The organism is Streptomyces sp. P9(2023), from assembly GCF_032436795.1.
In the GTDB taxonomy this organism is placed as follows: domain Bacteria; phylum Actinomycetota; class Actinomycetes; order Streptomycetales; family Streptomycetaceae; genus Streptomyces.
Window position 1 is genome coordinate 1 of sequence record NZ_JAUPWM010000483.1, and the last position, 271, is coordinate 271.

Below are 271 nucleotides of genomic sequence, written 5' to 3' on the forward strand. Positions count from 1 at the left end.
CCTTAATACACTGATAAGCTGAAAACATATGATAAAAATCAATGTTCTCAGCCTTTCTCTTCTCGTCGAGATTCTTAAGATATTCTTGACTAGAAGGTCTGGTCTCGTAGCTTATAGAAAATCTTTCCTCAGGATCCACTCCTATTTCAATGTGGATGAATCTATACAACAAATAAAGTGTCGTGAGGCGTTGCTGACCGTCGATCAGTTCATAATTCTGATCGTTTCCACGACATTGGACAACAATTGGCTGAAGGCAGTAATTATCGGT

At 38.7% G+C, this 271-nt stretch carries 1 protein-coding gene; it reads right to left on the reverse strand.

All coding sequences use genetic code 11. The annotated features are described in order from the left end of the window. Positions 1-271 (reverse strand): DUF262 domain-containing protein (locus tag Q5762_RS40205; protein ID WP_399495599.1); only part of this gene is annotated, 271 nt, incomplete at both ends.